Annotated in this window: 17 protein-coding genes and 2 pseudogenes; 14 read left to right on the top strand and 5 right to left on the bottom strand. The window is 67.6% G+C overall.

All coding sequences use genetic code 11. The annotated features are described in order from the left end of the window. The first annotated feature begins 52 nt into the window (after positions 1-52). The 7 genes from AC16DP_RS11275 (at position 53) to AC16DP_RS11245 (ending at position 7,989) form a co-directional block, all read left to right on the top strand. Entirely contained in the window at positions 53-1,117 is a 1,065-nt protein-coding gene (locus tag AC16DP_RS11275; RefSeq protein WP_329730008.1) for a hypothetical protein, read from the top strand. After that, on the top strand, positions 1,114-1,986 hold the full coding sequence (locus tag AC16DP_RS11270) for a hypothetical protein (RefSeq protein WP_329730007.1): 873 nt from the start codon (positions 1,114-1,116) through the stop codon (positions 1,984-1,986). Before AC16DP_RS11275 ends, AC16DP_RS11270 begins: the two co-directional genes overlap by 4 nt. Continuing rightward, entirely contained in the window at positions 1,983-2,207 is a 225-nt protein-coding gene (locus AC16DP_RS11265; RefSeq protein ID WP_329730006.1) for a hypothetical protein, read from the top strand. The genes AC16DP_RS11270 and AC16DP_RS11265 overlap by 4 nt, the downstream gene beginning before the upstream one ends. Continuing rightward, positions 2,197-2,376: a hypothetical protein gene (locus tag AC16DP_RS11260; protein WP_329730005.1), complete on the top strand. Its 180-nt coding sequence runs from the start codon at positions 2,197-2,199 to the stop codon at positions 2,374-2,376. The genes AC16DP_RS11265 and AC16DP_RS11260 overlap by 11 nt, the downstream gene beginning before the upstream one ends. A 314-nt stretch (positions 2,377-2,690) precedes the next feature. Further along, a complete protein-coding gene (locus AC16DP_RS11255) occupies positions 2,691-5,585 on the top strand; it encodes a serine/threonine-protein kinase (RefSeq protein WP_329730004.1) in 2,895 nt (964 codons plus the stop codon). Positions 5,586-5,593: 8 nt separating this feature from the next. Next, complete coding sequence (locus AC16DP_RS11250) at positions 5,594-6,592, top strand: carboxypeptidase-like regulatory domain-containing protein (RefSeq protein ID WP_329730028.1); 999 nt, start codon at positions 5,594-5,596, stop codon at positions 6,590-6,592. A gap of 29 nt (positions 6,593-6,621) precedes the next feature. Next, a complete protein-coding gene (locus tag AC16DP_RS11245; RefSeq protein WP_329730003.1) occupies positions 6,622-7,989 on the top strand; it encodes a DUF4215 domain-containing protein in 1,368 nt (455 codons plus the stop codon). 62 nt (positions 7,990-8,051) lie between these two features. On the opposite strand, the gene cysK is transcribed toward AC16DP_RS11245, so the two are convergent. Together cysK and epsC are read right to left on the bottom strand one after the other, a co-directional pair. Next, entirely contained in the window at positions 8,052-8,972 is a 921-nt protein-coding gene (gene cysK / locus AC16DP_RS11240) for a cysteine synthase A (RefSeq protein ID WP_329730002.1), read from the bottom strand. A gap of 53 nt (positions 8,973-9,025) precedes the next feature. After that, positions 9,026-9,871 carry a serine O-acetyltransferase EpsC gene (gene epsC, locus AC16DP_RS11235; protein ID WP_329730001.1) on the bottom strand — a complete coding sequence of 282 codons (846 nt, stop codon included), beginning with the start codon at positions 9,869-9,871 and terminating at the stop codon, positions 9,026-9,028. 200 nt (positions 9,872-10,071) lie between these two features. Between epsC and AC16DP_RS11230 the strand changes: the two genes are divergently transcribed. The 4 genes and pseudogenes from AC16DP_RS11230 to AC16DP_RS11215 all read left to right on the top strand — a co-directional run bounded on the left by AC16DP_RS11230 (position 10,072) and on the right by AC16DP_RS11215 (position 15,256). Further along, positions 10,072-11,421 carry a DUF6986 family protein gene (locus tag AC16DP_RS11230; RefSeq protein ID WP_329730000.1) on the top strand — a complete coding sequence of 450 codons (1,350 nt, stop codon included), beginning with the start codon at positions 10,072-10,074 and terminating at the stop codon, positions 11,419-11,421. Between the two features lie 235 nt (positions 11,422-11,656). Next, positions 11,657-12,820, top strand: a pseudogene (locus tag AC16DP_RS11225) (DNA methyltransferase); the annotation flags it as partial. A 12-nt stretch (positions 12,821-12,832) separates the two neighbouring features. Further along, positions 12,833-14,134 (top strand): DUF262 domain-containing protein, encoded by a 1,302-nt coding sequence (locus AC16DP_RS11220; protein WP_329729999.1) that lies wholly within the window; start codon positions 12,833-12,835, stop codon positions 14,132-14,134. A gap of 30 nt (positions 14,135-14,164) precedes the next feature. After that, entirely contained in the window at positions 14,165-15,256 is a 1,092-nt protein-coding gene (locus AC16DP_RS11215) for a HEPN domain-containing protein (protein ID WP_329729998.1), read from the top strand. Positions 15,257-15,269: 13 nt separating this feature from the next. Here the strand turns inward: AC16DP_RS11215 and AC16DP_RS11210 are convergent, their stop codons facing one another. Continuing rightward, a complete protein-coding gene (locus tag AC16DP_RS11210) occupies positions 15,270-15,428 on the bottom strand; it encodes a hypothetical protein (RefSeq protein ID WP_329729997.1) in 159 nt (52 codons plus the stop codon). A 2-nt stretch (positions 15,429-15,430) separates the two neighbouring features. Between AC16DP_RS11210 and AC16DP_RS11205 the strand changes: the two are divergent. From AC16DP_RS11205 to AC16DP_RS11195, 3 genes and pseudogenes are all read left to right on the top strand, one after another. Beyond that, positions 15,431-15,881, top strand: a pseudogene (locus tag AC16DP_RS11205) (transposase); the annotation flags it as partial. Next, positions 15,862-16,056: an Imm52 family immunity protein gene (locus tag AC16DP_RS11200; protein ID WP_329730027.1), complete on the top strand. Its 195-nt coding sequence runs from the start codon at positions 15,862-15,864 to the stop codon at positions 16,054-16,056. The pseudogene AC16DP_RS11205 and the gene AC16DP_RS11200, both read left to right, overlap by 20 nt. Continuing rightward, complete coding sequence (locus AC16DP_RS11195; protein WP_329730029.1) at positions 16,053-16,769, top strand: hypothetical protein; 717 nt, start codon at positions 16,053-16,055, stop codon at positions 16,767-16,769. Before AC16DP_RS11200 ends, AC16DP_RS11195 begins: the two co-directional genes overlap by 4 nt. A gap of 16 nt (positions 16,770-16,785) precedes the next feature. Here the strand turns inward: AC16DP_RS11195 and AC16DP_RS11190 are convergent, their stop codons facing one another. Then, positions 16,786-17,367 carry a hypothetical protein gene (locus AC16DP_RS11190; protein ID WP_329729996.1) on the bottom strand — a complete coding sequence of 194 codons (582 nt, stop codon included), beginning with the start codon at positions 17,365-17,367 and terminating at the stop codon, positions 16,786-16,788. A gap of 31 nt (positions 17,368-17,398) precedes the next feature. Then, on the bottom strand, positions 17,399-18,655 hold the full coding sequence (locus AC16DP_RS11185) for a monooxygenase (RefSeq protein WP_329729995.1): 1,257 nt from the start codon (positions 18,653-18,655) through the stop codon (positions 17,399-17,401). Positions 18,656-18,672: the final 17 nt, after the last annotated feature.

Here is an 18,672-nt window from a genome sequence, read left to right as displayed (position 1 = left end):
CGTATCCAGGTGTGCCGCTCGAGGCGCCGCCTCGGTGGAGATGGCCCTGTGCATGTTGGTCCTCATCCCCATCTTCCTCTACGCCCTCTTCCTGGATGATCTGCTGCGCTACTCGCTGGACGTGCAGGAGGCCGTCGTCTCCACGGTGTGGGACTACACGGTGCAGGACTACACGGGAACCGGAGACAAGAAGTTCAATCCCGTGACGGTGCAGCACTACGCCCGCCTGATGTACTGCGATCACGAGTCCGGCAAGAACCGCTACGACGAGAAGACCGAGAGCGGCGAGCTCAAGGATTGCGCCGAGGAGGACCACCATGACGGCACGGCGCTGGTGGCGCACGTGTGCTGGCTCAACAGCAGGGAGAAGGCGAAGGGTGACAGTGTCGACAAGCCTGGCGACACCAAGCAGGTGACGTGCGTGGGCCCGGACAAGTCGGTGGGGGACCTCGGGGCGGACGGGCTGTACGCGGGCTACCACTCGTCCGGCGAGTTCAACCAGGGCGGCTTCATCCACTGCTCGGCCCGGGCGGTGGTGGAGAACTATCTGCTGCCCCAGCGCTTCCTCCCCGAGTTCTCGGATGACAAGGAGCGGGTGGACCTGACGAAGAAGATGTGGCGCGCGAAGAAGGGCGGGAACGGCTACCATGACAACGCCAAGGACGGCGACAAGGGCTCCGCCTACTTCATCAAGGAGCAGGAGATGTCCATCCTCGTGGACACCTGGGCGCTGACGAAGCCGGCGCAGGCGCGGCCGGGGAAGAAGGAAGGGGAGCTGTACGAGCGGGTGAACAACGTCTACGCGAGCGCTCAGAGTCAGGGCTACGTCCAGATGAAGAAGGGCGCCGAAGACTTCTTCAAGAATGCGAGGCAGTCGTTGCTCGACGGCAAGTTCCTGCCGGACGAGGGGGGGGACGATCCGCGCAAGCCCAATCTCTCCATCAAGCCGCATACGGCGGGCATGGAGGCGCCGAGTGAGAAAATCAAACAGGCGAGCGGCTCCAGCAGCTACTTCAATACCGAGTGGAAGGATTGGGAGCAGAACCGGAACCAGAAGACCTACGAGAAGCGGGGCCCGTACTACATGGGCTGCCGCAAGCCGGGGACGTGCCGATGAGCAGGGTGCCACGGTTGGCGGTGCGAGTCCTGTCGCTGCTGTTCTCGGCGGTGGTGGTGGGCGGCCTCGTGGGCTTCGGCTGGGGGCGCCTGGCGGAGGAGGTGGCGCCAGCGCCGGTGGAGCGCGTGGTGCCGGACGAGGCACGCCCGGTGGCGCGGCGAGGGGCGCGGACGCCCGAGGAGGAGGCGGTGCTGGAGCGGGCGCTGTCTGCCTTTCCACCCTATCCCCGGGGCAGCCGCCCGGAGGTGTTGGCGGCGGACTACCTGGGGCCGGACGCGCCCGTGGCGGTCGCGTGGTTCTCCACGGAGGATGCGCCGGACCAGGTGTTGAGCCACTACCGGGACACGCTGCTGGAGGCGGGACTGCCGGTGCTGGGCGAGCGCCACGGCGAGTACGCCGGCTACGTGGGGTATTGGAGCCCGGCGGCGGAGGCGGTGCACCTGGTGTCGGTGCTGGCGCAGGGGGGCGAGACGCTGGTGTTCATTTCGTCGGGGCAGGTGGCGCCGTTGCTCGAGGGGGCGCCGGAGGTGCCTGGGTGGATTCCCCTGCCAGAGGAGACGGAGGAGCCCACGGTGCTCACCTTCCAGATGGAGGGAGCCACGCAGTACACGCTGTCCGGGCGGCTCGCGGGGATGTCCGTCCCCGGGGCGGCGGAGCTGCTCCAGCGGACGTTCGAGGGGCGGGGGTGGAGCGTGCAGCCGCTGCAAGAGCCGGGAGAGCTGGCGGCGGAGTTGGAGGTGCACCGAGGCGGCGTGCGCGGCCTGGTGATGGTGCGCCAGGCTCCTTCGCTGCTGGATGCGGAAGTCTACCTGTCATTGACCGAGCGCATGCGCGCTCCAGCGGGGCATGGCCCGGAGGCGGTTCGATGAAGAGCGCATGGACGTGGGGACTGGTAGGCGGGCTGCTGTGGGCGGGCGGGCTGGCGCGGGCCGAGAGCTGTGAGAAGTACTGCCGGGAGGAGACGAGGCAGTGCGTGGCCATCTGCGAGGAGCACGCGGGGGGAGGCACGGCGAAGTGTGTGAAGGCCTGCGAGCAGGAGGAGAAGACGTGTGTGAAGGAGTGCAAGGAGGATGAAGCGGATGCGCGGTAGCCGCCTGGAGAGGACGCCTCGGGGTCAGGCGATGGTGGAATACGCGATCGTCACTGCGGCCATCATGGGCTTCACGGTGATGGGCTGGCCGTTCCTCATCCAGCTTCTCAATGCATTGCACCGGTACTTCCAGTCCCTCTACTACGTCATCCAGTCACCGGCGATATGAGCGCCGCCCGGCCGGCTGCCACCTCGCTCCTCGACAAGCCAGACGCCTGATGGCTCACAGCCCGGTGTACGGCTTGTTCGGTCTCGGGGGACTGATAGAATTTTTGGATCTTCTGTAGCTGAGGTGGACGGACGTCTGCCCGTCTGGCCTGCTGGGAGTCGAGAAGGAGCACGGTCGAGGACGTCTGCTTCCAGTGCTCAAACACGTTCGTGTACTTTTCGACAGGGGCGTGGGCGAAGAGAGCGGCATGAAGTCTGCCGCCGCGTGTCGCACGGTGCCCCGATTCATCCAGCATCAGGGGGCTCGATCCAATCATGAACAGTAACGACGCCGGTGCCGCGCGCGGGGAGCATCCCGCGGGCATCGACATGAGGAACTTCGTACCCGGAGACCTGGGCCACCCGCGCCAGGGCCCTGACGTGAAGGCACGCCCTTCCGCCGGAGCGCGGCAAGCCCCGGAGCACTCCGCCGAGGCGCCTGTGCCGGGCGTGCCGGGCCCCGGCGCGCGCATCCACCACTACGAGCTCATCCGCGAGCTGGGCAGTGGCGGCATGGGCACCGTCTTCCTCGCCCGAGACACCCGGCTCGGCCGCCGCGTGGCCATCAAGTTCCTCCACACCCAGGAGCCCGCGCTCACCCAGCGATTCATCCTCGAGGCCCGCGCCACCGCCCGGTGCAGCCACGAGAACATCGTCATCATCTACGACGCTGGCGAGTTCAACGACAGCCCCTACATGGTGCTGGAGTTCCTCAAGGGCCAGCCCCTCAACAAGCTCCTCAAGGGCCAGCGCCTGCCGCCGTCCCGCGCCGTGGAGCTGATGGTGCCCGTGGTGCGCGCCCTGGCCTGTGCCCATGAGCAGGGCATCGTCCACCGCGACCTCAAGCCCGAGAACATCCTCGTCACCGACTCGGGCGCCATCAAGGTGCTCGACTTCGGCATCGCCAAGGTGCTCCGCCAGGAGGAGTCCTCGGTCATCGTGCAGGCCGCGGACGTGTCCGCGCTCCCGCCCAAGGACTCCAGCCTCACCCAACACGGCGCCATCCTGGGCACCATGTCCTATATGTCCCCCGAGCAGTGGGGCAACGGGGTGCCCGTGGACCACCGCACGGACATCTGGGCCGTGGGCATCATGCTCTTCCGGATGCTCGCGGGCCGCCACCCCCTGGAGCCCCTGCGCGGCTCGCAGCTTGCCGTCACCGCCTTCCTCGACGAGCCCATGCCCCGCCTGCGCGACGCGCTGCCGGATGCCCCCGCGGAGCTGGCCGCCATCGTCGACCGCTGTCTGCTCAAGCACAAGGAGGAGCGCTTCCCGGATGCGCTCGCGCTCCTGCGCGCGCTCGAGCCCTTCCTGCCCGGGCGCTACGCCCGCGAGCTGCGCATCGACGAGAGCCCCTATGCCGGGCTCAGCTCCTTCCAGGAGGCGGACGCGGACCGTTTCTTCGGCCGCTCCCGGGAGATCGCCGCCCTGATGAACCGGATGGGGGACCGGCCGCTGCTGGCCGTGGTGGGGCCCTCCGGCGCGGGCAAGTCCTCGTTCGTGCGCGCCGGCCTGGTGCCCGTCCTCAAGCGCTCCGGCGAGGAGTGGGAGGCGCTCGTCATCCGCCCCGGCCGTCATCCGCTCTCGGCGCTGGCGAGCATGGTGGCGCCCTTCGTGAGCTCCTCGGCCACCGTGGAGGAGGACCTCCAGACGCAGCAGCGGCTCGCCGAGCGCCTGCGCATCGAGCCCGGCTTCGTCGGCACCGTGCTGCGCAGCCGCGCCCGGCGCCAGGGCCGCAAGATCCTTCTCTTCGTGGACCAGTTCGAGGAGCTCTACACCCAGGTGCCCGATGCCGCGGAGCGCCTGGCCTTCACGGCGTGCCTGGCCGGCATCGCGGATGACGCGACCTCGCCCATGCGCGTGGTGGTGTCGCTGCGCTCGGACTTCCTGGACCGGGTGTCCGAGGACGAGCGCTTCATGGCCGAGCTGAGCCAGGGCCTCTTCTTCCTCGCGGCGCCGGACGGCGAGGGCCTGCGGGACGCGCTGGTGCAGCCCGCGGAGATGGCCGGCTACCGTTTCGAGTCCCCGGACATGGTGGACGACATGCTCGAGCACCTGGCGGCCACGCCGGGAGCGCTGCCGCTCCTGCAGTTCGCCGCCACCCAGCTCTGGGAGTCGAGAGACCCCGCGCGCAAGCTGCTCACGCGGGAGAGCTACGGCGCCATGGGGGGCATCGCCGGTGCGCTCGCCACGCACGCCGACAGCGTGCTGGCGGGGCTGTCCTCCGCGGAGCGCGTGCTGGCTCGCTCCGTCTTCCTGCGCCTGGTGACGCCCGAGCGCACGCGGGCGATTGTCTCGGTGGAGGAGCTGGGCGAGCTGTCGTCGGAGACGGCGGCGCTGCGGCGGCTGGTGGACCTGCTGGTGCAGGCGCGGCTGCTGGTGGTGCAGACGGGAGGAGGGACGGCCGGGGCGACGGTGGAGCTCGTCCACGAGTCGCTCCTGCACAGCTGGCCCACGCTGCGCCGCTGGCTGGACGAGGGCCAGGAGGACGCGGCCTTCCTGGAGCAGCTGCGCAACGCGGCCCGGCAGTGGCAGGTGAAGGGGCTCGACAGTGGGCTGCTGTGGCGCGGGGAGATGGTGGAGGAGGCCCACCGCTTCCAGCGGCGCTACCGGAGCGAGCTGCCGAAGCTGCAGCGCGACTTCCTGGAGGCCGTCTTCACGCAGGCGGCGCGGGCCGGGCGGCTCAAACGGGCGTTGGTGGTGGGCTCCACGGTCTTCCTGCTGCTGCTGCTGGCGGCCTCGGCGGTGGCCCTGGTGAGCATCCGCGATGCGCAGCGGGAAGCCGAGCGGCAGGCCGTGGCGGCGCGGGCGTCGGCGGTGGAGGTGAAGCAGCGCCTGGCGGAAGTGCAGGCCAAGGAGCTGGAGCGCCAGACGGCGCTGCGCCAGGAGGAGGAGGCCGTCCGCCAGGCGGAGAGCGCCAACGAAGCGCTGCTGGAGAAGAACGAGATGCTGGAGGACGCATTGGACAACGCCGAGCTGGCGACGCGGCGTGCCCGGTTCTTGAAGTGGATGGCCGTGAAGAGCGCGAAGTCGGAGCGCAAGGCCCGGAAGGACGCGGACTCGGCGGCCGAGGAGCTCAAGAAAGCGCTGGCTCGCGAGCAGGAGCGCCGCTTCCGTCTGGAGTCGGAGCTGGGGGGGTACATCAAGAATTTGAAGGGAGTGGAGCAGTGAGAGCGGTGATGAAGGCGGTTGCGCTGAGCCTGGCCGTGGGCTCACTGGCGCTGGGGGCCGGACCTGCGTCCGCGCAGGAGCGCGGCTCCACCCTGGAGTCAGCGGAAGTGAATCCCTGGGTCCGCGGTGTCCCGAAGAAGAATCGGCTGGAAGCGCTCGAGCTGTTCGAGATGGGCAACGCGCGGCTGGAAGAGAGCCTCTTCGTGCAGGCGCTCGAGAGCTACCAGAAGGCGCTCGCGCAGTGGAACCATCCCGCCATCCACTACAACATGGCGCTGGCGTTGATGAGCCTCGAAAGGCCTCTCGAGGTCCATCTCCACCTGACGGAGGCGATGCGCTACGGCCCGGACCCCCTGGGGAGCGAGAAGTACGAGAACGGCCGCCGCTACCTGGCGCTCGTCGAGAAGCAGCTCGCGCGCGTGGAGGTGAGCTGTGATGAGCCTGGCGCCAGCGTGTCGCTGGACGGGCAGTTCCTGTTCGTTGCCCCCAATCGTGTCGAGAAGCTGGTGCGTCCCGGGACGTACCATGTCTCCGCGACCAAGGGCGGTTACGAGCCCACGGAGCTGCGCCAGACGCTGATGCCCGGGGCGACGACACCCGTCGAGCTCAAGCTCTACACGGAGAAGGAACTCACCCGGTACAAGACGCGCTGGCCCGTCTGGATTCCCTGGACGGTGTTGGGGGCGGGAGCGGCCGTGGCCGCGGGAGGCGGTCTGCTCCACCTGGGGGTGCTCGGCAGCTATGACACCTTCGATAAAGGTGTCGAGGCGTGTGGCGGCTGTATGCCCGCGCCAGCGCTGACGGAGGCGCGTCAGCAGGGAGACCTGCTGCGCACCGTGTCCCTGGGCGCATATGCCGCTGGAGGGGCCGCGCTGGTCACGGGCGCGGTGCTCCTCTTCCTCAACAGACCCCAGCCCTATCGCATCGACCCGGGTGTGCGGACGCTGAGCGTCGCGCCCCTGGTGGGCGATGGGGTGGGTGGTGCGTCCATGTCCCTTCGCTTCTGAGCTGACCGATGAAAAGAGAGATTTTCGGATTGTCACTCCTCGTCCTGTCGCTCTGCGCCTGCATGGAGCCCAAGAGCGTGCTCTGCTCCTCGGGCCGTGCCTGCCCCTCGGGGCAGAAGTGCGCCGCCAGCCAGGACGTCTGCATCAAGACGGACTGTGGAGACGGCATCCTCCAGGCCGGTGAGGCGTGTGACGATGGCAACATCCTGGATGGGGATGGCTGCAGCCGCACCTGCGAGTCCGTGGAGGCTTGTGGCAATGGTGTGCTGGATTCCGCCTCCGGTGAGGTGTGCGATGACGGCAACACCCGGGATGGCGATGGCTGCAGTGCCAATTGCAAATCCAACGAGAAGTGTGGAAACGGTGTCGTCGACGTCTCCATGGGGGAGAAGTGCGATGACGGCAACACCCGGTCCGCGGATGGCTGCAGCGCGGACTGTCTATCGGATGAGACGTGTGGAAACCATTACACGGACTCCGTCATCGGCGAGGTCTGTGATGACGGCAACCGGGTAGCGGGAGATGGGTGCAGCGCCGATTGTCACTCCGGCGAGGTCTGTGGCAACAAGATCCTGGATCGCGGTGAGGCATGCGATGAGGGCAATACCGATAACACCGCGGACTGCCTCAGTGATTGTACCTTGGCCCGCTGTGGCGATGGACATGTGAATACACTGGGGGCGCCGGAGCATGTCGAGGCGTGCGATGACGGACGCGAGACCGCGGCTTGCAACTCGAACTGCACCCTTCCGGCGTGCGGTGATGGCATCGTGAACGTCAGCGCCGGAGAGGTGTGTGATGATGGCAACGGCAGCAATAACGACAGTTGTTTGAACAACTGCACCGCGGCCCGGTGTGGTGATGGCTACCTCAACGTGGGGACCGAGCAGTGTGACGACGGCAATGCCGGTGCTTGTGGTACCTGCAGTGCCTCGTGCATCAGACTACCGGCCACGGAGGCGAAGGGACTCATCACGGTGCCCGAGGGAAAACTGCTGGAGGATGGCGAGGTGTTCTCCATCAGCGATGGGCGCAAGCGGGTGTTCTTCGAGTTCGATCGTGATGGACAGGTCTCGCGCTCGCATGTGCCCATTGTATTGGGGAATGATTGGTCGGCCGAAGATGTCGCCCAAGAGGTCTTCAATTCCATCCTCTTCAGCCCCAAGAAGTTGAGCATGAACGTCGAGCACGAGAGCAAATCGATGAGCGTGAGCTTCACGCACAAGTCGAAAGGGGCGTTCGCGAACAATCCCATCATCCAGTCGGTTGAGAATGAGGGATTCGTCGTGGACGGGATGACAGGGGGGGTCGGCCGCGACTGCGAGAAGGATGCACGATGCTCGGTAGATGAGGATTGTGTGCAGGGGCTGGGTTGCCGGGGCGGGTTCTGCAAGTGATTCACACCCTCACCCCGGCCCTCTCCCAGAGGGAGAGGGAGGAGTGGGGGTGATGGGCGGGGCTACTGCGCCGGGAAGAGGTTCTCGATGGACAGGTAGCGCTCGCCCGTGTCGTAGCAGAAGCACAGCACCCGGCTCTTGTCGGGGATCTCCGCCAGCTTCTTGTTCACCGCCGCCAGCGCCGCGCCCGAGGAGATGCCCACGAAGATGCCCTCCTCGCGAGCGGACCGCTTCGCGAACTCGAACGCCTCCTCCTCGGCTACCTGGATGACGCCGTCCAGCGCCTCCTTGTGCAGGTTCTTCGGGATGAAGCCCGCGCCGATGCCCTGGATGGGGTGCGGCCCCGGCTGCCCGCCGCTGATCACCGGCGACTTGACCGGCTCCACCGCGAGTACCTTCAGCTTCGGCCACTTCTCCTTGAGCACCTCGGCGCACGCCGTGATGTGGCCGCCCGTGCCCACGCCCGTGATGATGTAGTCCAGGCCCTCGGGGAAGTCCTTGAGGATCTCCTGCGCCGTGGTGCGCTTGTGCACCTCGATGTTCGCCTCGTTCTCGAACTGCTGCGGCATCCACGCGTTGGGCGTCTGCGTCACCATCTCCTGCGCCCGGGCGATGGCGCCCTTCATGCCCTGCGCGCGCGGCGTCAGCTCGAACGTGGCCCCGTACGCCGCCATCAGCCGGCGGCGCTCGATGCTCATCGACTCGGGCATCACCAGGATGAGCTTGTAGCCCTTCACCGCCGCCACCATCGCCAGGCCGATGCCCGTGTTGCCCGACGTGGGCTCGATGATGACGCTGTCCTTCTTGAGCAGGCCCCGCTTCTCCGCGTCCTCGATCATCGCCAGGCCGATGCGGTCCTTGATGCTCCCGCCCGGGTTGGCCCGCTCGAGCTTCATGTACACCTCGACGCGCGAGGGAAAGAGCCGGTTGATGCGCACGTGCGGCGTGTTGCCGATCGTCTCCAGGATGTTGTTCACCTTCATGGGGATGCCCTCTTTGGGAAGCTGTCCGTTACAGAAGACGAATATCCGCTACATCAGATGTGGTATTCAAGCTCGTCGAACTCGGCATTGGGCTCCCGGTGGCGCACCTCGCTGCGGCGGGTGACCATGGACTCCGGGGGGATGCTGTGGGTGATGAAGGCGTTGCCGGCGATGATGCTGCCGCGGCCCACCACCGTGTTGCCGCCGAGGATGGTGGCGTTGGCGTACACCACCACCTCGTCCTCGATGGTGGGGTGGCGCTTCTTGTCGGCCAGGTCCTTCTGCACCTGGAGGGCGCCGAGCGTGACGCCCTGGTAGATCTTCACCCCGGTGCCGATGAGGGTGGTTTCTCCGATGACCACGCCGGTGCCGTGGTCGATGACGAAGCGCCGGCCGATGGTGGCGCCGGGGTGGATGTCCACGCCGGTGCGCTGGTGGGCCAGCTCGGTGAGGAGCCGGGGCAGGAGCGGGAAGCCCAACAGGTGCAGGGCGTGGGCGATGCGGTAGATGGCGATGGCGTAGAAGCCGGGGTAGGTGAGGATGACCTCGTCCACGTTGCGGGCGGCGGGGTCGGCTTGGTTGATGGCCTCGGCGTCCTGGCGCAGCCAGGCGTAGATTTCCGGGAGCTGCTCCATGAAGCGCTGGGGCATGTCCGCGGACAGGCCCGGGTAGCGCGGGGCGAGCGTGTCCAGGGCGCGCGTGAGGATGGCCTCGACCACGGCCACCTCGGAGCGGATGCCGACGGAGCTACAGTCCATCCGCTCGGCGAAGTGGGGGAAGAGCAGAGCCAGGACCTTCTCGATGAGCTCGGGCGCCGCGGCGCGCACGTCAGGCGGGAAGCAGTGGTGCCTGCGCGCCTCGATGAGGGTCTGGATGAGCCGGCCGTTGGGTTCGTCCATGGGCCGGGCACGTTACCCGTTAGTACCGGCCTCCGCCCAGTGCGCTGACGGCGGCGGACAGCACACGGTCCTCCACCCCCCCAGACGGCCTTGTCGAGGCCCTGGATGCCGGCGCCCCGGAGGCCGTCCGTGAAGCCGTGCGCCCGAGGGCCCCGTGAAGTTGCGTCCCGGGCCCGGGAGGGCGAGTCTCCGGCCGCGCCATGAAGACGACCCTGACCGCCCAGAGCCTCTCGGACACCCGGACCGCCCTCCAGGCGGCGAACAAGGCCTTCAACCACCGTTACCCGGGGGAGTCCTCCCGGCGGCAGCCCATCCACTCCGTCTATGGGGGGGCGCACCTCTTCAAGGCGGAGACGGCCTCGAAGCTGGCGGAGGTGGCGCTGCGCTCGTGGGAGGAGCATGCGCCGGATGGGCGCACCCTGGCCCGCGTGCTGGGGCTGCCGGAGGGCGGACTGGCGGAGACGGTCCACGCGCGCGTGGTGGCCAAGCTGCGGCGCGAGGCGGTGGAGGACTACCGCATCGACTTCGAGGACGGCTATGGCCATCGGCCGGACGCGGAGGAGGACGGGCACGCGCTGGCCGCGGCGGCGGAGATGGCGCGGGGCCTGGAGCAGGGCTCGCTGCCGCCCTTCATCGGCCTCCGCATCAAATCCTTCAGTGACGAGCTCTTCGGCCGCTCGGTGCGCACCCTGGATCTGTTCCTCTCCGCGCTGGTGGAGAAGACGGGGGGGCGCCTGCCGCCGGGATTCGTGGTCACCCTGCCCAAGGTCTCCATCCGCGAGCAGGTGGTCGCGCTCGACTCCGTGTTGATCGGCCTGGAGGAGGGCCTGTGCCTGGCGCGGGGCGTGGTGAAGGTGGAGCTGATGGTGGAGACGCCGCAAGCCCTCTTCGATCGGGAGGGACGGGTGGAACTGCCGCTGCTGGTGGGGGCCGCCCGGGGACGGTGCACCGGCGTGCACTTCGGCGCGTACGACTACACGGCGGCGTGTGGCATCACCGCGGCGCACCAGCACCTGTTCCATCCTTCTTGTGACTTCGCCCGGCACGTGATGCAGGTGTCACTGGCGGGTACGGGCATCCATCTGTCCGATGGTGCGACCACCACCATGCCCGTGGGGCCGCACAAGGCGCCCAAGGGAGGCGCGCTCACGCCGGAGCAGCAGGAGGAGAACCGCGCCGCCGTGCACCGCGCCTGGCGGCTCCACGCGGACAACGTGCGCCGGTCGCTGACGGATGGCTTCTACCAGGGGTGGGATCTGCACCCGGCGCAGGTGCCCGTGCGCTACGCCGCCGTGTATGCCTTCTTCCTGGAAGGGCTGGACGAGGCCTCGCGCCGGCTGAAGGCTTTCATGGACAAGGCGGCCCAGGCCACGCGGCTGGGGGATGTCTTCGACGACGCGGCCACGGGGCAGGGGTTGATCAACTTCTTCCTGCGCGGCATCGCCTGTGGCGCCCTCACGGAGGACGAGGCGCGCGCCGCCGGGCTCACCCTGGAGGAATTGCGCACCCGCTCGTTCCTGGAGATCCTCCAGGGGCGCCGGAAGGGCTGACGCACTCGAAAGCCTCCAAGCGTGAGGTGGCTCCGAAGCGGTGCGCCAGTGGGCCGAGCCGCGGACGGCGTTGGAGCAGGTCCGGCGGTAGGCCGTACCTGAACGGGCGCACCCCCTTCGTCATTGTGCGGAGGTGCCCTTTGCCGTACCTTGGCATCCGTTGGAAGCGGACCCCATCCAGCCCGGAGCGCCTACTGGATGAGCGACGAGATATTCACGGTTCAAGAGGTCGCGGCCTTGCTCAAGGTCATGGACAAGACCGTGTACACGATGGCGCAGCGGAGGGAGATGCCAGCGCCGGAGCCAGCCCATGAGCCTCGACGCACTCAATGCCATCTGCCCCTACTACACCATGTACCCGCTGGAGTTTCCGCTTCGGGTGCTCAAGGAGCACGGCAAGCGCGGCGAGTGGGTCATCGATCCCTTCTGCGGTCGTGGCACGACGAACTTCGCGGCCCGCCTACTTGAGATGCCCTCGGTCGGGGTGGATAGCAGCCCCGTCGCCGCCGCCCTCGCGCAGGCCAAGCTCGCGTACGCAGAGCCTGGCCGAGTAGTCGCGAGCGCTCGAGCGATTCTGAACGCGGCGAAGGAGCCGACTGCTGTGCCGAAGGGCGCATTCTGGAAGCTCGCGTACCACGAGGAGACCCTCATCCAGCTCTGCCGACTGAGGGACGCCCTACTCACCGACTGCTCGTCACCGACGCTTATTCTCCTGCGGGCGATCATCCTGGGCGCGCTGCACGGTCCGCGTCCAAAGGGCACGCCGTCGTACTTCTCGAACCAGTCGCCCAGGACGTTCGCGCCAAAGCCTAACTATGCCGTGAAGTTCTGGACTGAGCGCGGCATGCGCCCGGACGCCGTCGATGTCTTGGGTGTCATCAAGGCGCGCGCCGATCGTTACCTCTCCGAACCGCCGCCTGACGTCGAAGGCAAGGTGGAGCTCGGCGACAGCCGTGTGGCGGACACGTTCAAGGACATGCCCAAGGCGCGCTTCGTCGTGACGTCGCCTCCGTACTTCGGCATGCGCACCTACCTGCCGGACCAGTGGCTTCGGCTCTGGTTCCTCGGTGGCCCCGACTACGTCGAGTACCGGCAGCCTGAGGGGCAGCTCGAGCACTCGGGCGCCGACCACTTCGCGGCCGAAATGGGCCGCGTTTGGAAGAACGTCGCCGCCCACACGACGAAGGGCGCACGCCTCATCATTCGCTACGGCGGGATTCACGACCGCGACGCCGATCCGATGGACGTGCTGAAGAAGTCGCTGGTCGACTCCGGTTGGAAGATGAAGACGGCAAAGGCCGTCCCCGACTCCGATAGCGGGCGCCGACAGGTGCGGCAGTTCCAGGCCGAACCCAAGAAGGCCATCACCGAGCATGACGTGTACTGCCACCGTGCCTGAGGGAGAGAGCCAGTGACGAAGGGCAACCAGAAGAAACCGGCGGCAGGCGCGAAGACGCAAGCAGCGGCGAGCCATCTCCTCAAGGGGGAGAAGCTCTCGTTCGATGACGAAGCGACCAAGCCGAAGGCCAGTGACGAGGAGCTCAACAGCCGCTACGCGAAGGGCGAGATCCGCATCGTCACGGAGCAAGCGCGGTATCCGCTTGCGGGCATCCTGGGAATGCTGAAGGAGGAGATCGAAGGCGAAGGCGGCAAGAAGGAGCTCCGTTACAAGCGCGACCCCGAGTACCAGCGTCGGCATCGATGGAGCGTCGAGCGGAAGTCGCGGCTCATCGAGTCGTTCTTGATGAACGTGCCGGTGCCGCCCGTGTTTCTGTACGAGCGTGACCTCGCACGCTACGAGGTGATGGATGGACGCCAGCGCCTGACCGCGCTGAGTGACTTCTACGCCGGCAAGTTCAAGCTCACCGGGTTGCAGTACTGGTCGGACCTGGACGGGCGAAGCTACTCGACGCTTCCGTCGATGGTCCGGGACGGCATTGATCGCCGGTACATCTCGTCGATCATCCTCCTCAAGGAGACGGCGGTCAGTGAAGAGCAGGCCGCGATGCTCAAGAAGATGGTCTTCGAGCGCCTCAACTCTGGAGGCGTGAAGCTCGGCAGCCAGGAGACGCGCAACGCCGTCTACGGTGGACCACTCAACACGCTCTGCCTCGCGCTCTCCGAGAACGACAACTTCCGGCGGATGTGGGGCATCCCGCTCGACCCGTCGCCGGAGGAGAAGGAGGCCGACGAGGAGTCCGAGGAGACCGTCGACGAGCCGACCGCAGCGGGCACGCGCATGTTCGAGAAGATGGAGGACGTGGAACTCGTTCTGCGCTTCTTCGCCTATCGCCAGATCGACGAGTTCAAGGCTGGCCTGAACAAGATCTCCGAGTTCCTCGACCTGTTCATCGTCCGCGGCAACAACTTCGCGCCGGCGCTGCTGGCGGACTACCGCACTATGTTCGAGTCGACCGTCTCCTTCTTGTGGGAGGTGCTCGGGGCTGAGGCGTTCACGGTGCTCGGGTTCTCCAAGCGCCCCACCAAGATCGTCTACGACCCGCTGATGTTCGTGGCCAACAGTGCTGCGGTCGTCCCGCATCGAGCGAAGCTCATCGCGAAGAAGGCAGTCCTTCGGGGCGAGCTCGAGGCCATGTACAAGGCGAAGCACGATCTCTTCGCCGGGCGTCGCACCAACTTCGCGGACACCCAGAACCGGAACCATTGCGTGAGCGAGGCCTTCGCCGCCGCGATCGCCAAGACCCAGAAGTGATCGCGACGGAGCCTGCCTGTGCGTTCTACGTTGGATGAACTCATCACTGAGCTGGCCGATCTGAAGGCGCTCGTGGCGTCGATCGAGCCGGTCAACCTCGCACTGGCGGGCCACAAGGACACCGTGGTGCAGCAGTACGTCTCGATCCGGCGTCGCTTCGACTACGCTGCGTTCGCCGTTGCTCTATACGCGTCGTTCGAGAAGTTCGTCGAGAACCTCATCACGGCGTATGTTCGTCTCGAGTCTCGGCGCGTCGCCTATGCCGCGCTGCCGCAAAAGCTGACGGACAAGCATCTGGCAGGGACGGCAGAACTCCTGTGGCGCGGCCGACTCGGGGAGGGGCGCTACGTCGGCATGAGTGAGCTAGGCGTGGTCAAGAACCTGTTCGAGTGCTTGAGCGGCACTACGCCGTACGCCCTGAACGAGGCGGTGGTGATTGCGCACGACGCGAACCTGCGCGCGGGCGAAGTCGATGCTGCCTTCGGAGCGGTCGGCATCGAGAAGATCTGCGACCGCGCGTGTCGCGCCGACGCGATGGTGGCCTGGTACTGCGCCGCGCAGGGACTCGATACGGTGCCACAGGATCGTGTGAAGCGAACGGTGCTCGAGGAGCGCCTCAAGGACATCGTCGAACGCAGGAATCAGGTCGCTCACCGTGGAGGAAATCCCGTTGACCTCCTCGGAAGCGCGGCGATGAGCGACGCGGTGGCTTTCATCGAGAGTTTCTCGAGGTCGATCTTCGGGCTGGTGGTCGGGCGCTATCTCGAGGCCCACCACAACGCGTCAGCGAACCGCATCGAGCTGGCGCTGCATGCGGGGGACGGGCCCTTCAAGAACCAGACGATCGTTGTTGTCGACAAGCCTGCCCAGAGGCTCTTCGTCGGGCAGCCGGTGTTTGTCGTCCTTGAATCCACTGGTGCCCGCTGGGGCCGCATCCAGAGCCTGCGGATCGACGATGCCGATGTGGAGGAGGTGGAACCGAGTGCAAACGCTCCCAAGGGCATCGGTGTTGGATTGGACTTCAAGTATCCGAAGAACCCCGATGTGAAGCTCGTTGCCCTCACGTCTGACGACGACGTGGTATGGAGCCCGCTGAACGTTGCTGCAGCGCCAGCGGCATAGACGCTGGCCAGCGTCAACGGCGGATGATGTAGAGCATCGACTTGCCGCTCTTCCCATCGCGCCGTTCGGTCGCCCACGCCTTGTGCTGTTGCCCGCCGACGATCTTCGAGACGGCACTCGCGACGAGGTGGTTGATGCGGTTCTTGTCCTGGCGAAGGCTCTCGGGGAGCATTGAGCCTGCCCCAAGTGGCCAAGGACCTGGACTTGACCGAGTCAGCCCTGCGCAACTGGGTGCGCGAGACCGACGGTGACAAGGGCAAGGAGCCAACGGGCGTGCTCTCCACGGCCGAGCGGGAGGAGTTGGTCCGGCTGCGCAAGGAGAACCGCCAGCTGCAGATGGAGCGCGACTTCCTGAAAAAGCAGCGGCCTTCGTCGCGAAGGAGGGCGCGACGTGAAGTGCGAGTGCTGCGGTGCGCAGAAGGCCCATTTCCCAGTGGAATTCATGTGCGAGCAGCTGGGCGTTTCCCGCTCGGGCTACTACGCCTGGAAGGAGCGCCCGGAGTTCGAGCGGCACAAGGTGGACCGGGCCCTGGCCGAGGTGGTGACGCAGATACATCGGGACAGCCGCGGCACGTACGGCAGTCCTCGCGTCCACGCGGAACTGCGTGCCCGAGGGCAGCGCGTCCCCTGTCCGAACGGAGCCGGTAGAGGACAAGGGTACACTCCTGGTCCTGGCTCCAGAGCCGCTGAGCGCGTCCAACCCACAGCACCTGTCTCTCGGGCGCAGCGTCCAGGAGATGTTGGACGCGAAGGGTCTCCTTCGCCCCGTGCTCGAGGGCGGCTACGATGCGCGCACATGAAAACCCACGAGTGGGCCCTCATGGGCCTGATGGTGTTGAGCACGGGTTGCTTCCAGGTGGTTCGCTCGAGCAGCCAGACCCAGCTCCCGGAGAAGCGGTCCCACCTCGTCCTCACGGGGACGACGGACGATGCGGCACGCCGGTTCTCGGAGCTGTTCTCCAAGCGTGGCTTCCAGGTGACGGATCGCCAGAAGCGCAAGAACGGCGCCACGCTCTACGTCTTCAAGGGCCAGCGCGCGGCGTTGACGACCGTGACGGGCAACTCCACCGTCGTGTCCGGCTCCACGAGCACGGTGGGGTCCACGTTCTATGTCCTGCTGACACCCCAGGGAGACACCACGAAGGCGCAGCTGTTTGGCAAGCCCACCCTGAATGGCAGCGAGGTATGCAGCGATGAGGCCCCGGCCTGGGTGCCGGCGTGCGTGGAGGATGTCTACGCCGGGGTCGCTTGGGATGGCCTCGATCAGATGACGGGCCGCGAGGAGGCGGAGACCCTCCGCGGCATGATGCTGGAGTTGGAACTGGCGGCCTCCAGCGGGCCCGGCTCGCCGGTCGTCACGGCCGAGCCGCAGACCTCCGAGCCCGCGCCGCCCGCCTGCGTCGCCTCGCAACTGCCCGAGTGGAAGACGGCCAGCGCCGTCGAGAAGAAGAAGCTCCTGGAGCGGTGCCGCGAGGAGTCCAAGGACGGCGCCCAGGCGGCGGACTCCAGGTAGCCGGGGCAGGTCCAGCTCAGAAGGACAGGCCCAGGGAGAAGCGGGCGTCGGGCGTCAGGGGTCCCAGCAGCACCTGTACGGGCCGTCGCAGGGGGAAGTAGGTGGTGCCTCCGGCGACGAGCTGCGCGCTGACGCCGAAGGAGCGTGCCAGCCAGTACGTCCCCTCGAGCGTCGCCACGGCGTTGAGCCCCCACTGCCCGCCATAGCCTCCCTGGCCCACCACGTAGGTGGTGGTGCCGCGAGCGCCCGCGAGCGCCGACATCCGCAGTGACAGGCCCCGTCCCGCGTCGTTCCGGCCCTCGTACAGGCTCCAGCGGGGGCCCGCCCGGAGATACAGGGAGCTGATGAGGGGATTGACGAGCGTGGCGCCCAGCTCCACGTCCACCAGGGGAATGGCATTCACCGTCAGCGAGCCGCCCATGTAGTCCGGCACGCCCGTCCCCCAGGAGGCCCGCAGCGTGAGGATGCCGCGCCGCTGGGCGCTGATCGCCACCGGAGTCCCCGCGTCCGGCTCCTCGGCCCGGGCTTCCGGCAGGCCGGTGCACAGCAGTGCGCCCACGAGCGCCGCCCGCCCCATCTTCGTTCCTTGCCGCTTCATCGCTGTCCCTCGCCGTGCGCGCGCGAGCGCGTCAATCCGTCAGATACAGGTAGGCCAGACACATCTCGTCGCCGGTGCCCTCGCCCCACTCCACGGTGCGGGACGTGGGGTTGTCCCAGGTACACGAGAGCTTCATCGGGCTGAAGAGCGGCACGCGCAGGGGCTGCTTGTAGAAGTACATCTGCTGCCAGTGGAAGTCCCACGCGGGAATCTCGATGAGGCGCTCGCCGCCCAGCTCCACCTGGATGCGCCTGCCCTGGGTGTGCATGTGCGGCAGCACGCCCCAGAGGGTGCCCGCGGGCACGTACTGCACGGTGTGGTGGGCGTACCCGGTGGCTCCCGGGGGAATGGAGAACCCGGCATCCACCAGGGGGTAGAGCGAGGCGAGCTTCGAGACGGGCTCGCGCGCGAACTGCAACGCCATGCGCGTGAGGTCCGGCTGGGCCTCGCCATGCATCGCGGTGACGGTGCCGGCCTGCCGCTGGGAGATGTTGTAGTGCACCTGCATGACGAAGACGGCGTCCGCGGCCACGCGCACGCCCGTGCCTTCCGGGTACCGCGTGGGCGGCGAGCCCGGAGCCCAGGCCCCGAGCAGCGAGGCCCCCCCGATGCCCGAGTCCCCGAAGCACGTCCAGCCGGGCTCCGCGTCACGCGCATCCCGCTCGAGCGCCGTCTGGCGGGGCGCGGCGAAGAGGAGCACGTGGTGCACCTGCTGCGTCACCCCCGGCATCACCTCGAAGCCGATCAGCTCCTTGCGCTGCGTGAGGTGGGGATCCAACAGGAAGCAGTGGTAGTCGTCCGAGGCCGTGTCCTTGGGCAGGTAGGGCTCCTCGGGGCCGATCGTCAGATCGGTCCAGGCCAGGGGCGGCGCGGGCTCGCGGGGCGGTGGCGCATCCAGCGGGTCCCCCTCGGGCGCGCTCTGCGCGGACCAGGCCGAGAGGATGTCCACCTCGCCCTGCGTCAGCCGCCGCGAGTCGCGGAAGCGGTGGGGGCCCTCCGCGGGCATCCACGGCGGCATCCGGCGCGCCTGCACCGAGCTGGCCAGCGCCGCGTGCATCGCGGACGCCGCGCCGTACGTCTCCAGGGCGAAGGGGGCGACCCCGTTCTGGGTATGGCACCCCTGGCAGCGCTCCTGGACGATGGGCAACACGTCCCGGTGCCAGGAGACGGGTCCTCCGTCGTAGCGAGGGCCTTCCTCGGGAGGGTCCACGGGGGTGGAGGAGCAGCCCGGAAGCCCGAGCCAGACGGTTCCCAGCATCAGCAGGAGCAGGCGGTCTCGCGTTCTCATGTTGGTGACGCACCTTG

The organism is Archangium sp., assembly GCF_057119385.1.
The sequence above is the reverse complement of the archived record's forward strand: the minus strand, read 5'-3'. Positions and strand labels throughout refer to the sequence as shown.

What these genes read in the sequence shown, in the direction of transcription:
- AC16DP_RS11275 (WP_329730008.1), top strand. Translation starts at nt 53, where the DNA reads ATGTTGGTCCTCATCCCCATCTTCCTCTACGCCCTCTTCCTGGATGAT.
- AC16DP_RS11195 (WP_329730029.1), top strand. Translation starts at nt 16,053, where the DNA reads ATGAAAACCCACGAGTGGGCCCTCATGGGCCTGATGGTGTTGAGCACG.
- AC16DP_RS11210 (WP_329729997.1), bottom strand. Translation starts at nt 15,428, where the DNA reads ATGCTCCCCGAGAGCCTTCGCCAGGACAAGAACCGCATCAACCACCTC.
- AC16DP_RS11190 (WP_329729996.1), bottom strand. Translation starts at nt 17,367, where the DNA reads ATGAAGCGGCAAGGAACGAAGATGGGGCGGGCGGCGCTCGTGGGCGCA.
- AC16DP_RS11185 (WP_329729995.1), bottom strand. Translation starts at nt 18,655, where the DNA reads ATGAGAACGCGAGACCGCCTGCTCCTGCTGATGCTGGGAACCGTCTGG.
- AC16DP_RS11230 (WP_329730000.1), top strand. Translation starts at nt 10,072, where the DNA reads ATGAAGACGACCCTGACCGCCCAGAGCCTCTCGGACACCCGGACCGCC.
- AC16DP_RS11255 (WP_329730004.1), top strand. Translation starts at nt 2,691, where the DNA reads ATGAACAGTAACGACGCCGGTGCCGCGCGCGGGGAGCATCCCGCGGGC.
- AC16DP_RS11265 (WP_329730006.1), top strand. Translation starts at nt 1,983, where the DNA reads ATGAAGAGCGCATGGACGTGGGGACTGGTAGGCGGGCTGCTGTGGGCG.
- AC16DP_RS11260 (WP_329730005.1), top strand. Translation starts at nt 2,197, where the DNA reads ATGCGCGGTAGCCGCCTGGAGAGGACGCCTCGGGGTCAGGCGATGGTG.
- cysK (WP_329730002.1), bottom strand. Translation starts at nt 8,972, where the DNA reads ATGAAGGTGAACAACATCCTGGAGACGATCGGCAACACGCCGCACGTG.
- AC16DP_RS11250 (WP_329730028.1), top strand. Translation starts at nt 5,594, where the DNA reads ATGAAGGCGGTTGCGCTGAGCCTGGCCGTGGGCTCACTGGCGCTGGGG.
- AC16DP_RS11270 (WP_329730007.1), top strand. Translation starts at nt 1,114, where the DNA reads ATGAGCAGGGTGCCACGGTTGGCGGTGCGAGTCCTGTCGCTGCTGTTC.
- epsC (WP_329730001.1), bottom strand. Translation starts at nt 9,871, where the DNA reads ATGGACGAACCCAACGGCCGGCTCATCCAGACCCTCATCGAGGCGCGC.